The sequence below is a fragment of the Bosea sp. F3-2 genome (assembly GCF_008253865.1).
In the GTDB taxonomy this organism is placed as follows: domain Bacteria; phylum Pseudomonadota; class Alphaproteobacteria; order Rhizobiales; family Beijerinckiaceae; genus Allobosea.
In genome coordinates this window covers 5,752,397-5,764,826 of the sequence record NZ_CP042331.1, presented here as the reverse complement: position 1 = coordinate 5,764,826, position 12,430 = coordinate 5,752,397, and the positions used below count along the sequence as shown (strand labels likewise).

Sequence of the window (12,430 nt, the reverse complement as noted above, 5' to 3'; positions counted from 1 at the left end):
GGAACCACCCCCATCCCCATACCCTTCCCCACAAGGGGGAAGGGAGGAGCCCGCCCCGGCACCCGCCTGCGCGAGGCGAACCGGACAACAGTGGGTCAACGAGGCGTTTGAGCGGCAACATCAAGCAGTTCGAACTGCGCTTCCACATCGGCCGGACAGTCGGCCTCGATCCAGAGCCGGCGGGCCTCTGCGAGGACCTGCCCGATGCGCTCGCCTTTCGGCACGCCGCGGGCGAGCGCATCATGCCCGCGCGGCAGGAAAGCAGGTGTCCTGCCCAGCTGGCCGATGAGATCCTGCACCGCGATGCCGAGTTCCTCGCCCGACGAGGCCGTTAGCAAGACGAGGGCCGCGGCGGCAGCATCGCTTCCGGCGCGGTCGGCGACATGGCGCAGCCGCGCCAGCGACGGCAGTCTCGCCTGCCCGCCCAGCCCTTCGAGAGCCAATGCGATCCGGTCGACCCGGTCGAACTCCTCATTCGAGAGCCGCAACCTCTGGCGCAAACGCGGCGCATCCTCCCGAACCGACACAGCGAGCGCCGCCAACCGGAAGGCTGGATAGACACGCTCGCCGCCCTCGCCGGCAATGGCAGCGAAGCGCGAGAGATGCGGCACGGCGCCGATCACAGGCAGCAAAAGCCCGGCCGCGGCCATGGCTTCGAGCGTGGGGGCTGCTCCGGGAGCAACCACCAGCTTCATCAGCTCCGCCCGAACGCGCTCCCGCGACAGGCCAGCGAGCCCGTCGCGACCTGCGATGCAGGCGCGCAGGCCCTCCGCATCGGGTGCGCCCGCACCATAGCGGGCATGGAAGCGGAAGAAGCGCAGGATCCGCAGATAGTCCTCGCGGATACGCGTCTCGGCATCACCGATGAAACGCACGCGCCGCCCGGCCAGATCGGCAAGACCGGTGCTGTAATCATGCAGCTTGCCATCGCGATCCAGGCCCAGCGCATTGATGGTGAAGTCGCGCCGCAGCGCGTCCTCGGCGAAATCCCGCCCGAAAACGACCTTGGCGCGCCGCCCGTCGGTCTCGACGTCGCGCCGCAGCGTCGTCACCTCGAAACTCGTGCCGTCTGAAATCAGCGTCACCGTGCCATGCTCGATTCCCGTCGGCACAGCCTTGAACCCGGCCTTCCGGCCGCGTCGGATCGTCTCCCGCGGCAGAGCGGTGGTGGCGAGGTCGACGTCGTTCGCCGGTTCGCCGAGCAGGAGATTGCGCACGGCGCCGCCGACGATGCGGGTTTCCTCTCCCTCCCCGTTCAGTGCGTTCAGGAGGCGGGCCAGGATCGGCTCGGCCAGGAAGCGGCCGATGGCCTCTTCGTGCCCCCCGGTCATTTGAACCGGCCAGGCACGAGCACCCCATTCTCCATATGCGGCGGCTCGTACGCTCCCTCGCTGCGCGGAGCAATGAAACCGGTATAGGTGAGCACTCCGATCGCCAGCAGCAGGCCGGTGATAGCGAGCCAGAAGGCGTGCCGGCTCCAGTGCTCGACGTCGAAAGGGTTGCGCCGCTTGACGACGAGATAGCCCGCGAAAACGCAGAAGGGCAGGACGAAGAGCAGGACCTCTTCGATGATCGCGCGCAGCATCGGCTTCGTCGTTCTCCGGCGCGCTCTCCGCGCAAAGCAATGCTAACCAGCCAGCCGCTCGTAAAGATTACGGATCATGCCGGCGGTCGCACCCCAGATATAGCGACCCTCGAACGGCATCGCATAGTAGGTGCGGAAATGCCCCTTCCACTCGCGCCCCTCCCGCTTGTGATTGGCGGGATCGAGCAGGAAGGAGAGCGGCGTCTCGAATGCTTCGTCGACCTCGTGATGGTTGATCGCCAGCGAGAAGGGCGGTTCGATCAGTGCGACCACCGGCACGATGCGATAACCCGTGCCGGTCAGATAGGCGTCGAGAAAGCCGAGCGTGCGGATGCGCTCCCGCGACAGACCGATCTCCTCCTCGGTCTCGCGCAAGGCGGTCACGACCGGCGAACCGTCGACCGCATCGACCCGCCCTCCGGGAAAGGCGACCTGCGCCGAATGATTGCGCAACGCCGCGGCCCGTTGGGTGAGGAGTACGGTCGGCCCCGCCTGGCGCGGCACGATTCCGATCAGCACAGCCGCGGGGACCGCGCGCTTCTCGTCTGGAACCGGCACGGGCTGCGGCTGATTCTCGTGGTCACCGCGAGGGCGAGCGATGAGGTCGCCAAGCGCCGGCGGCTCGGCGCGCAATCGCTCGCGCGCCAGCTTGGCGAAAGCCTCGGTGCTGAGGTTCAGAGCCTGGTCGTTCACGTCAAATCCCGATGCCTTCGATCTCGCTCGCCGGCAGCGCCGGGTAGAACCGGCCGGCCACTGCCACGCCGAACATCGCCTGCCCTTCGGCCTCCCGCACCTCGCCGAGCGCGAGCAGATCATAGGTCAGCGCGCGCGTCAGCCGGGCCCAGAGGCCATGCCGGACATGGACATAAGGCTTCAGCCCGTCCTTCGCAGCCCGCTGGAAACGCAAAGGGTGCTCCGGCCCGACGCAGAACAGATCGTCGACCTGCGTCCGGAAGGCGATGCTCCTTTCGTCACCCTCGCCATCCACTTGCATTTCAACAGCCTGAAATGGCGCATCATCGACCTTGATCCCGACCTTTTCGACCGGAGTCACGAGAAAGTAATCGTCGCCCTCGCGCTTCAGCACCGAGGAAAAGAGCTTCACCAGCGCCGGCCGGCCGATCGGCGTGCCGAGATAGAACCAGGTGCCGTCAGCGGCGATCCGCATGTCGAGATCACCGCAAAAGGCCGGATTCCAGCGCTCGACCGGCGGCAATCCGCGCGCCTTTCCGCTGCCCAGCGCGGCCATCAGCCGGTCCATCGCATTGCCCGGAGCCGTCATCGAAAGCCCCGTCTTCCCTTGCTGCGGCATATTGGTTGCATCGCGTTTCTGCCTTGAACTCCACATAATCGTGAAGCCGAGATGATGTGTACCATTCCATTCGGCGCTTGAGCCGCACGGTTGGCCCGTCCACATTCAACGGTGGAACACATCGACCGGTTCGCATGGCGGCGCAACGGCCCGCGACAGTGAAGGAGACCGACATGGCGGCGCAAGCCCGCGCGAGCGAGAGCACTTCCCCCGTCGATCTCGACAGCGGCATCGTCGAAGCGGCCGAGGCCGCGCTCGGCGCCATCGGCGCAGCGCGCAAGGAGATCGGCGGGGTCATCTTCGGCCAGCAGGCGGTGGTCGATCTCTCGCTGGTGACCTTGCTCGCAGGCGGCCACGGCCTGCTCGTCGGCGTGCCCGGCCTCGCCAAGACCAAGCTGGTCGAGGCCATGGGCACGGTGCTCGGCCTCGGCGCCCGGCGCGTCCAGTTCACGCCCGACCTGATGCCGTCCGACATCCTCGGCTCCGAGGTGCTCGACGAGAGCAGCGACGGCAAGCGCCATTTCCGCTTCATCAAGGGCCCGGTCTTCGCCCAGCTCCTGATGGCGGACGAGATCAACCGCGCCTCGCCCCGCACCCAATCCGCGCTGCTGCAGGCGATGCAGGAGCATCACGTCACCGTAGCCGGCGAGCGCTACGATCTGCCCGCGCCCTTCCACGTTCTCGCCACCCAGAACCCGATCGAGCAGGAAGGGACCTACCCCCTGCCCGAGGCGCAGCTCGACCGTTTCCTGCTCGAGATCGATGTCGGCTATCCCGACCGCGAGGCCGAGCGGCGCATCCTGCTCGAAACCACCGGCGCGACCGAATACAAGCCGTCCCAGGCGATGACCGCCGAGACGCTGATGTCGATCCAGCGTCTCGTGCGCCGCCTGCCGGTCGGCGAGGCGGTCGTCGATGCGATCCTCGACCTCGTCCGTTCCGCCCGCCCCGGCGATGGCGATACCGCCATCACCGACAAGCTCGCCTGGGGTCCGGGTCCGCGCGCCAGCCAGTCGCTGACGCTTGCAGTGCGGGCCCGCGCGCTGGTCGAGGGCCGGCTCGCGCCGTCCGTGGACGATGTCGCCGCGCTCGCCCAGCCGGTCCTCAAGCACCGTGTCGCGCTGACCTTCGCCGCCCGCGCCGATGGCGAGACCGTCGAGGGTGTCATCGGCCGGCTCGTGGAACGGCTGGGATAGGCCGATGTTGCGCACGCGCGTCCTGGGTCCGAACGAGCGGAAACCCGCCAAGCCGGCTCTGACGGAATCGCTCGACCTTGCCGCGCGCCTGCCCCGCCTGATCCTCGAAGCCCGCCGCGTCTCCGCCAGCGTCCACGGCATCCACGGCAGGCGCCGCTCCGGCCCGGGCGAGACCTTCTGGCAGTATCGCCCGCTGGTCGCCGGCGAATCCGCCTCGCGCATCGACTGGCGCCGCTCTGCCCGCGACGGCCATCTCTTCGTGCGGGAGCGTGAATGGGAAGCCTCGCACTCGATCTGGCTCTGGATCGACCGTTCGCCCTCGATGGGCTTCGCCTCCTCGCTGGCGATGGCGCCGAAGGTCGACCGCGCACTGGTCGCGGGTTTCGCTCTGGCCGAGACGATGGTGGAGGGTGGCGAGCGCGTCGGCCATCTCGGCCTGACACGGGCGCTGGCCTCGCGCCGCATCGTCGAGCTGCTGGCCCAAGCCATTGCCGCCGATAGCCGCAATAGCGAAGCCGACCTGCCGCCCGGCGAGCCGCTGCCGCGGCTGGCGGACGCCATCATCATCACCGACGGGCTCTCGCCCTCCGCTTCGCTGGCGCAGCGCATCGCCACCATGGCGTCGAGCGGCGCGCGCGGCCACCTCCTGCTGATCGCCGATCCGATCGAGGAAATCTTCCCCTTCACCGGCCAGGCCGAGCTTTTCGATCTGGAGGATGGGCTGTCACTGCGCGTCGGTGACGCCGGCGCCTGGGGCGACGCCTATCGCCAGCGCCTCGCCGCCCATCGCGAGGCGATTACTGAAGCCTGCCGCAAGGCCGGCTGGACCCTGACGCTTCACCGCACCGACCGCCCGGCGAGCGAGGCCGTGCTGCGCATCGCCAGCCTCGTCGCCGCCTCGCGCGGCGTGTCGGGTTTCTGAGGGAGCCGCCATGTTCAGCGCCCTCCCCTTGAGCTTCACCGCACCGCTCGCACTCGCCGCGCTCGCCCTGCTCCCCGCGCTCTGGCTGATCCTGCGCGTGACGCCGCCAAGGCCGCGCCGCATCGACTTCCCGCCGCTCAAGATCATGGCGGACCTCGTCGCCAAGCGGGAATTGCCGGCGCATACGCCCTGGTGGCTGCTCGCGATCCGCATGGCGGTCGCTGCGCTCGTGATTCTCGCCGTCGCCGGCCCGATCTGGAACCCGCCGCGCGAGGGCGCAGCCCTGCGCGGCCCCGTCCTGCTTCTCGTCGACAACGGTTTCGGCGCCGCCTCCGACTGGCCGGACCGCGTCACCGTGGCCGAATCGCGGATCGCCGCGGCGACGCGCGAGGGCCGTCCGGTCGCCATCGTCGGATTGGCCGAGGCGCCTGCCGCGATCGCACTGGCGGAGCCGCGCGTCGCGCTCGACCGGCTGCGCGCGCTGGCGCTCCAGCCCCATGCGCCGGATCGAGCCGCCCATCTGCCACGGATCGAAACCTTCCTGCAGAGCGCGCCGGAAGCCGAGATCGTCTGGATATCCGACGGCCTCGCGGTTTCGGACGACGGCAGCTTCCAGGCCAGGCTGAAGGAACTTGCCGACGCAAGGCGGCTTTCGATCCATGCCGGTCCACCGAACCAGCTCGCGCTCGCCGCGCCCGACAATCTCGCTGGCGCCCTCAGCGTGAAGGTCCTGCGCCCGATCGCCAGTGCGCCCGCAAGCGGGCACGTCCGCGCGCTCGACCTCAAAGGCCTGCCGCTCGGCGACACGCCGTTCATCTTCGAAGGCTCCAACCTGCAGACGACGGCGCGCCTGACTTTGCCGATCGAGGTGCGCAACGCCGTCTCGCGGCTCGAGATCCTCGGCGAGAACAACGCAGGCGCCGTCGCCCTGCTCGACGATCGCGCCAAGCGCCGCCGGATCGGCATCGTCTCGGGCGCCACTGCCGACACCGCGCAGCCGCTGCTGTCGCCGACCTACTACATCTCTCGCGCGCTCCAGCCCTTCGCCGAGGTCCGCGAGCCGCGCCAGGGTTCGACCGACCCGGTCGGCGAACTCCTCGCGCAGAATCTCTCGGTCTTGGTGCTGGCCGATATCGGCGCGCTCGACCGCGACACCAGCGCCAAGGTCTCCGATTTCGTCACCCGCGGCGGCGTGCTGCTGCGCTTCGCCGGCGCGCGCCTCGCCGCCTCCTCGGACGATCTGACACCGGTCCGCCTGCGCCGCGGTGGGCGGACGCTCGGTGGCGGCCTCTCCTGGGAGACACCGCGCAAGCTTGCGCCCTTCACGCGCGAAAGCCCCTTCTACGGGCTGACGATCAGCGACGACATCCGCGTCAGCCGCCAGATCCTGGCGGAGCCCGAGGCCGATCTCTCGCGCAAGACCTGGGCCGCGCTCGAAGACGGCACGCCGGTGGTCACCGGCGAGCGCCGCGGCGACGGCCTCATCGCCATGGTTCATGTCACGGCCGATACGACCTGGTCGAACCTGCCTCTCTCCGGCCTCTTCGTGGAGATGCTGCGCAGGGTCGTGAACCTCGCCGGCACCGGCCCCGCCGCCGATGCCCAGAGCGACGAGGTTCGCGTCGAGACGCTCTCGCCGACCCGCGTCCTCGACGGCAGCGGCCGCTTCCGCACCCCGCCGGCGACGAGCCAGCCCGTGCCCCGCAACTATGCCGGCCGCGGCACCCTCGCCCATCCGCCCGGCCTCTATGGCCCGGCCGACGGCACGCTCGCGGTCAATGCGCTCACGCCGAACGATACGCTCGCAGCGCTCGATCTCGCCGGCCTCGGCGCACCGATCCTGCCGATCGACGAGCCCGTGGCGCGCGATGCCCGCCCGCCCCTGCTGGCGCTCGCCCTGCTGCTGCTGGTCGTCGATACGCTGGCGACGCTCTGGCTCGGTGGCCGGCTCGGCTTCGGCCGCGCCCGCAAAGCGACCGCAGCGGCCGCGATCCTGATCGCGCTGGGCTTGGCAGGCAGCCTCTCGCCCGACCCGGCCAGCGCCCAACCTGCAACGAACCCCCAAGCGGAGGCTCGCCCGCCGATTCCCCGCGCGCTGCTCGCCAATGGCGCGGTGACGCGGCTCGCCTATGTCGTCACCGGCGACAGGGCGGTCGACGACATGTCGAAGGCCGGTCTCACCGGGCTCAACACCGTGCTTGGCGCGCGCACCGCGCTGGAGCCGGGCGACGCCGTCGGCGTCAATGTCGAGCGCGACGAGCTCGCCTTCTTCCCGGTGCTCTACTGGCCGGTGGTCGCCGGTCGGCCGATCCCCTCGGCCGAAACCCTGCGCAAGCTCGAAGCCTATATGAAGGGCGGCGGCCTCGTGATCTTCGACACGCGCGACGCCATGAGCGCCCGTCCCGGCGGCGGCACCACGCCGGAGGGCGACCAGCTCAAGCGCATGCTGCAGACGCTCGATATTCCCGAGCTCGAGCCGCTGCCGCGCGACCATGTGCTGACCAAGACCTTCTATATCCTCGACGAGCTCGTCGGCCGCTATGACAGCGGCACGACCTGGGTCGAGACGCTGCCGCCGGCCGACAGTGACGGCCGGCGCCCGGCACGCGCCGGCGACAACGTTTCACCGATCATCATCACCGCCAACGACCTCGCCGCCGCCTGGGCCATCGACAAGCGCGGTGAAGGGCTGGTGCCGCTCTCCGGCGCCGATCCCCGTCAGCGTGAGATGGCGCTGCGCGGCGGCATCAACCTCGTGATGTATGCCCTCACCGGCAACTACAAGGCCGATCAGGTCCATGTTCCGGCCCTGCTCGAACGCCTGGGACAATGACCATGTGGAGCGTTTCCTTCGCCCCGCTGGTGCCGCTGCCGCTGCTGATCGGCCTCGCCGTGCTGGCGGCGCTTGCCGCCGGCGCCGCCCTCGTCCTCACCGGCCGCGGCGCCATCCTGCGGGCGCTGGCCTTGATCGTTCTGGCTGTCGCCCTCGCTGACCCCTCACTGGTCTTCGAGGAGCGCGAGCCGGTCAAGGACGTCGTCCCCGTCGTGGTCGATCGCTCGGCCTCGAACCGCCTTGCCGATCGCTCGGCCCAGACCAATGCCGCCGTGGCCGAGGTCGAGCGGCAATTGCGCGGCATCCCCAATATCGAGCCAAGGATCGTCGAGCTGCGCGATGCGCAGGGGTCGAGCGACGGCACGCGCCTGTTCGAGGCGCTGGCGTCGAGCCTCGCCGACGTCCCGTCCGAGCGTGTCGCCGGCGCCATCGCCATCACCGACGGCCTCGCCCATGACACCCCGGCCAATGCCGAGGCGCTCGGCTTGCGTGCGCCACTCCATGTGCTGACGACCGGCCGCAATGCCGAGATCGACCGCCGCATCGTGCTGGTCGATTCGCCGCGCTTCGGCATCGTCGGCAAGGATCAGGTCATCCGCCTGCGGGTCATGGACAAGAACGGGGCGAGCCGCGCCGGCCTCACCATTCGCCGCGACGGCGAGATCATCGCCCGCCGCGATGTCGCGACCGGCCAGATCGTGCAGGTGCCGATCCGCATCGACCGCGGCGGCCCGAACGTCGTCGAGATCGAGGCCGCGCCGCTCGACAACGAGCTGACGCTCGCCAACAACCGTGCGGTTATTACAATTGAAGGAGTCAGGGATAAGCTGCGCGTGCTGCTGGTCTCGGGCGAGCCGCATCCCGGCGAGCGGACCTGGCGCAACCTGCTCAAGGCCGACGCCAATGTCGACCTCGTCCATTTCACCATCCTGCGTCCGCCGGAGAAGCAGGACGGCACGCCGATCAACGAATTGTCGCTGATCGCCTTCCCGACGCGCGAGCTGTTCCAGGTCAAGATCAAGGAATTCGACCTGATCATCTTCGACCGCTACGCCAACCAGTCGATCCTGCCGCTGATCTATTTCGACAACATCGTCCGCTATGTCCGCGACGGCGGCGCGCTGCTCGTCGCAGCAGGTCCTGAATATGCGGGATCACAGACGCTGGCCCGGACCCCGCTCGGCCAGATCCTGCCGGCCGTGCCGGACGGCAGCGTCATCGACGAGGCCTATCGCGCTCAGGTCAGCGAGCCTGGCAAGCGCCACCCCGTCACCCGCGACCTGCCGGGCTCCGAGGTCCAGCCGCCGCGCTGGGGCGAATGGCTGCGCATGGTCGGCGCGCAGGCGCGTGCCGGCGCCTCCCCCGTCATGACCGGCCCCGGCGAGCGGCCGCTGCTGATGCTGGCCCGCGAGCAGAAGGGCCGCGTCGCGCTCTTCCTCTCCGATCATGCCTGGCTCTGGGCACGCGGCTTCCGCGACGGCGGCCCCTATCTCGACCTGCTGCGCCGCCTCAGCCATTGGCTGATGAAGGAGCCGGAGCTGGAGGAAGAGGCGCTGCGCGCCACCGCCCGCGGCGGCACCATCGAGGTTGAGCGTCAGACGCTGAGCGACAACCCTGCCCCGGTCACCATCACCGGCCCCGACGGCCAATCACGCTCGATCGCGCTCGAAGCGGGACGTCCCGGCCTGTTCACCGCGCGGATCCCGGCCGGCGATCAGGGCCTTTACCGGCTGACGGCCGACAATCTCACCGCCTTCGCCAGCGTCGGCCCCGAGAACCCGCGCGAACTGATGGAAGTCGTCAGCGACCCCGCTGCGCTCCAGAACCTGGCACAGGCGACCGGCGGCTCCTCGCGCCGCATCGGCCATGAAGGCGATTCCGGTGTCAGCCTGCCGCGCATCGTGCCCGTACGCTCCGGCAGCCAGTTCGCCGGCAATGATTGGATCGGTCTCAGGATCAGCGATTCCGGCATCGTGCGCGGCGTGCAGATCTCGCCGCTCTTCGTCGGACTGATCGGTCTCGCGATCCTGTTCGGCGCACTCGTCGCCGGCTGGCTGGGCGAGAGCGGGCGGCGCTTCAAGCGCCAGGCGTGACCCTTTCCTTCTCCCCTTGCGGGAGAAGGTGGCCCGAAGGGCCGGATGAGGGGTCGCGCAGGTCTTCGCAAGTCGATATCCGGCTCGTGATCGGCGTCGAGAGACCCCTCACCCTAACCCGCTCCCGCAAGGGGAGAGGGGACAGGCCCCGTCCTTCCTTACCGGATCGCCATCACCGCCCCGCGGCGTTCCTTCAGGACGCCCTCGACCAGTTCCAGCGCCAGGAAGCGCGCCGGATCGGCCGGGCCCGGCAGAACGAGCTGGCCCGGCGGCAGCACCTTGAAGCCGAAACGCGCATAGTAGGGCGCGTCGCCGACCAGCATGATCAGATCGTGGCCGGCCTCGCGCGCGGCCTCGATCGAGCGGTTCATCAGCGCGGCCCCGATGCCCCTGCCGTCGAAGGCGGGATCGACCGTCAGCGGCCCGAGCATCAGCGCCTTGTGGCCGCCGGCGAGGACGGGCGTGACTTTCACCGAACCGACGAGGAAGGTGCCGACATGCGCGGCGAAGGAGAGCTCCGGATCGGGCGGCACGCCCTCGCGCAGGCGGAAAGCGGTGCGGGCGAAGCGGCCGGGGCCGAAGGCGCGCTCATGCAGGCGCTCGATGGCGGCGGCGTCCACGGGCAATTCGTGGCGGATGGTCAGCGGCAGAGATGTCATGACGAGTACGCAAGGCGGGAAGCGGATCGGCTAAGCGAAGGCAGGCGCGTATGGGCGCAATGCCGGGCAGGCGCATTCAGCGCGCCGGTCGTCGCAGGTCTCGCAGCTTGTGCCCGATCGTCATGGCAGCGCCTCTAGCAGAGCTTCCAAGCGGCGTCCATCCGTCTTGCGTCGCTGTAGCGGCTGCTTGTCGAGCTTGATGGATTGGTCTCAACTCGCGACCTGGAACGGGGGCCCGCCGCTGCGAGGCGGCGCCGGGCGCGATGAAGGCGCCGCCTGTCGAAACGGAGGAAACCGATGTCCCGATCTCCGCTGCGCGCCGCTGCCCTGCTCCTGGCGGCGAGCGTGCTCCCCGCCCACGCTCAGCAGCAGACGCCACCGAAGGAGCCCGTGAGGGACGAGTTCTTCTGGCTCGGCGAGATCAACAAGGCGAGCACGGTCATCAACACCGAGCAAGGGCTGCTTGACCGCGCGCTGGCGCCGAAGCTGGCGCAAGGCATCGCCAAGGTCATCGAGGCCGGCAACCAGCCCGGCGCCAGGCGCCCTTCGACCGTCATCACCTTCGAGCCGCTGATGATCAGGGAAGCCGGCGTCGAGGTCACGCTGATCCATGCCGGGCGCTCCAGCCAGGACATGCATGCGACCTATCGCGCCGCGATCATGCGCGACCGCCTGCTGGCACTGGCCGACCAGCTCAACCGGACGACGCGGACGATGGTGGAACTCGCCGCCACGCATCGCGAGACCGTCGTGCCCAACTACACCAACGGCGTCGCCGCCCAGCCCAACAGCTACGGCCACTATCTCCTCGGTCTCGCGGCGGGCCTCGACCGCGACGCCCAGCGCATCCGCGAAACCTACGCCCGCGTCGACCGCTCTCCGATGGGCACGACCGTGCTCAACGGCACGAGCTGGCCGCTCGATCGCCAGCGCATGGCTGATTATCTCGGCTTCGCGGCTCTCGTCGACAACGCCTACGACGCCTCGCAGATCGCCGCCGCCGACCTGCCGGTCGAGGCCGGCGGGATCGTCACCGGCATCGCCCTCCATGTCGGCGGCTTCATCGAGGATTTGATGACGCAATATGCGCAGTCGCGGCCGTGGATCCTGCTGCGCGAAGGCGGCGGCAACACCTATGTCTCCAGCGCCATGCCGCAGAAGCGCAACCCCGGCCTGCTGAACGGCACACGCGAGGACGCCTCGGCCGTGCTGTCGTTGGCGATGGGACCCGTCTTCAAGGCGCACAACATCCCGCCCGGCATGCCCGACGCCAAGGATGCCAAGGCCAACAGCGCCATGATCGACGGCGCCGCCAAGGCATTGCAGGGGCTCGACCGCATCCTCAAGGCGCTGGCCATCGACCCTGACCGCGCTCTGGAGGAGCTCAACAGCGACTGGACTGCCTCGCAGGAGCTCGCGGACGTGCTGATGCGCAAATACAAGCTGCCCTTCCGCGCCGGGCACCACTTCGCCTCCGAGGTCGTCGACTATGCCAAGCTCAACAACATCAAGCCAACCGATTTCCCCTATGCGCAGGCGCAGGCGATCTATCGCAAGGCGGTAACGGAGATGGGACTTCCGGCAGCCGAGCTGCCGATGAGCGAGACGGAGTTCCGCGCGACGCTGGACCCCGTCGCGATCGTAAAAAGCCGCGTCACCTTAGGCGGACCGCAACCAACCGAGATGGACCGGATGCTGACCGAGGCGAAGCAGCGCCTCGACCAGCAGGATGCCTGGATCAAGGAAAAGCGCGCGAAGATCGCGACGGCGCTGGCGAAGCTCGATGCCGATTTCGGCAAGCTGGCGAAAGGCTCCGACTGACCCCTAGGC

General features: G+C 69.2%; 10 protein-coding genes. 5 read left to right on the top strand and 5 right to left on the bottom strand.

Annotated elements, in window-relative coordinates; all coding sequences use genetic code 11:
• Window positions 1-95: 95 nt before the first annotated feature.
• Genes FQV39_RS26740 through FQV39_RS26725 form a run of 4 tightly spaced genes read right to left on the bottom strand, consistent with a single transcriptional unit; the run spans window position 96 to window position 2,867 of the window.
• Window positions 96-1,331, bottom strand: a complete 1,236-nt coding sequence (locus tag FQV39_RS26740; RefSeq protein ID WP_149133056.1) for a CCA tRNA nucleotidyltransferase — start codon at window positions 1,329-1,331, stop codon at window positions 96-98.
• Window positions 1,328-1,585: a DUF6111 family protein gene (locus FQV39_RS26735; protein ID WP_149133055.1), complete on the bottom strand. Its 258-nt coding sequence runs from the start codon at window positions 1,583-1,585 to the stop codon at window positions 1,328-1,330. Before FQV39_RS26735 ends, FQV39_RS26740 begins: the two co-directional genes overlap by 4 nt.
• A gap of 42 nt (window positions 1,586-1,627) precedes the next feature.
• Window positions 1,628-2,278 carry a CoA pyrophosphatase gene (locus FQV39_RS26730; RefSeq protein ID WP_187640352.1) on the bottom strand — a complete coding sequence of 217 codons (651 nt, stop codon included), beginning with the start codon at window positions 2,276-2,278 and terminating at the stop codon, window positions 1,628-1,630.
• A gap of 1 nt (window position 2,279) precedes the next feature.
• Window positions 2,280-2,867: a DUF1285 domain-containing protein gene (locus FQV39_RS26725; RefSeq protein ID WP_248313154.1), complete on the bottom strand. Its 588-nt coding sequence runs from the start codon at window positions 2,865-2,867 to the stop codon at window positions 2,280-2,282.
• A 203-nt stretch (window positions 2,868-3,070) separates the two neighbouring features.
• Here FQV39_RS26725 and FQV39_RS26720 point away from each other — a divergent pair, with 203 nt between their 5' ends.
• From FQV39_RS26720 to FQV39_RS26705, 4 genes are read left to right on the top strand one after another with little or no spacing between them, the layout of a single operon-like run.
• Window positions 3,071-4,093, top strand: coding sequence for an AAA family ATPase (locus tag FQV39_RS26720; RefSeq protein ID WP_210251145.1), 1,023 nt, complete (start codon window positions 3,071-3,073; stop codon window positions 4,091-4,093).
• A 4-nt stretch (window positions 4,094-4,097) separates the two neighbouring features.
• Window positions 4,098-5,015: a DUF58 domain-containing protein gene (locus FQV39_RS26715; RefSeq protein WP_149133051.1), complete on the top strand. Its 918-nt coding sequence runs from the start codon at window positions 4,098-4,100 to the stop codon at window positions 5,013-5,015.
• Between the two features lie 10 nt (window positions 5,016-5,025).
• On the top strand, window positions 5,026-7,848 hold the full coding sequence (locus FQV39_RS26710) for a DUF4159 domain-containing protein (protein WP_149133050.1): 2,823 nt from the start codon (window positions 5,026-5,028) through the stop codon (window positions 7,846-7,848).
• 2 nt (window positions 7,849-7,850) lie between these two features.
• Window positions 7,851-9,941, top strand: a complete 2,091-nt coding sequence (locus FQV39_RS26705) for a hypothetical protein (protein WP_149133049.1) — start codon at window positions 7,851-7,853, stop codon at window positions 9,939-9,941.
• A gap of 158 nt (window positions 9,942-10,099) precedes the next feature.
• On the opposite strand, the gene FQV39_RS26700 is transcribed toward FQV39_RS26705, so the two are convergent.
• On the bottom strand, window positions 10,100-10,600 hold the full coding sequence (locus FQV39_RS26700; RefSeq protein ID WP_149133048.1) for a GNAT family N-acetyltransferase: 501 nt from the start codon (window positions 10,598-10,600) through the stop codon (window positions 10,100-10,102).
• A gap of 297 nt (window positions 10,601-10,897) precedes the next feature.
• Between FQV39_RS26700 and FQV39_RS26695 the strand changes: the two genes are divergently transcribed.
• Window positions 10,898-12,421, top strand: a complete 1,524-nt coding sequence (locus FQV39_RS26695; protein WP_149133047.1) for an argininosuccinate lyase — start codon at window positions 10,898-10,900, stop codon at window positions 12,419-12,421.
• Window positions 12,422-12,430 lie beyond the last annotated feature (9 nt).

What these genes read in the sequence shown, in the direction of transcription:
- FQV39_RS26720 (WP_210251145.1), top strand. Translation starts at nt 3,071, where the DNA reads ATGGCGGCGCAAGCCCGCGCGAGCGAGAGCACTTCCCCCGTCGATCTC.
- FQV39_RS26705 (WP_149133049.1), top strand. Translation starts at nt 7,851, where the DNA reads ATGTGGAGCGTTTCCTTCGCCCCGCTGGTGCCGCTGCCGCTGCTGATC.
- FQV39_RS26700 (WP_149133048.1), bottom strand. Translation starts at nt 10,600, where the DNA reads ATGACATCTCTGCCGCTGACCATCCGCCACGAATTGCCCGTGGACGCC.
- FQV39_RS26725 (WP_248313154.1), bottom strand. Translation starts at nt 2,867, where the DNA reads ATGACGGCTCCGGGCAATGCGATGGACCGGCTGATGGCCGCGCTGGGC.
- FQV39_RS26735 (WP_149133055.1), bottom strand. Translation starts at nt 1,585, where the DNA reads ATGCTGCGCGCGATCATCGAAGAGGTCCTGCTCTTCGTCCTGCCCTTC.
- FQV39_RS26695 (WP_149133047.1), top strand. Translation starts at nt 10,898, where the DNA reads ATGTCCCGATCTCCGCTGCGCGCCGCTGCCCTGCTCCTGGCGGCGAGC.
- FQV39_RS26740 (WP_149133056.1), bottom strand. Translation starts at nt 1,331, where the DNA reads ATGACCGGGGGGCACGAAGAGGCCATCGGCCGCTTCCTGGCCGAGCCG.
- FQV39_RS26710 (WP_149133050.1), top strand. Translation starts at nt 5,026, where the DNA reads ATGTTCAGCGCCCTCCCCTTGAGCTTCACCGCACCGCTCGCACTCGCC.
- FQV39_RS26715 (WP_149133051.1), top strand. Translation starts at nt 4,098, where the DNA reads ATGTTGCGCACGCGCGTCCTGGGTCCGAACGAGCGGAAACCCGCCAAG.